This is a genomic window from Shewanella sp. NKUCC05_KAH, assembly GCF_019345585.1.
Lineage (GTDB): Bacteria > Pseudomonadota > Gammaproteobacteria > Enterobacterales > Shewanellaceae > Shewanella > Shewanella oncorhynchi.
Map to the genome: position 1 here is coordinate 1 of NZ_JAHKQZ010000086.1, position 215 is coordinate 215.

At 54.0% G+C, this 215-nt stretch carries 1 rRNA gene; it reads right to left on the reverse strand.

The window, feature by feature from the left end:
- Window positions 1–200 (reverse strand): 16S ribosomal RNA (locus KO533_RS22875); the annotation flags it as partial.
- Between the last annotated feature and the right edge of the window lie 15 nt (window positions 201–215).

Below are 215 nucleotides of genomic sequence, written 5' to 3' on the forward strand. Positions count from 1 at the left end.
TCCTTTCCCCCGTAGGGCGTATGCGGTATTAGCAGTCGTTTCCAACTGTTATCCCCCTCGACTGGGCAGATCCCTAGGCATTACTCACCCGTCCGCCGCTCGCCACCTCAGGAGTAAACTCCCTTGTGCTGCCGCTCGACTTGCATGTGTTAGGCCTGCCGCCAGCGTTCAATCTGAGCCATGATCAAACTCTTCAATTAAAGTTTTGTTGCTTC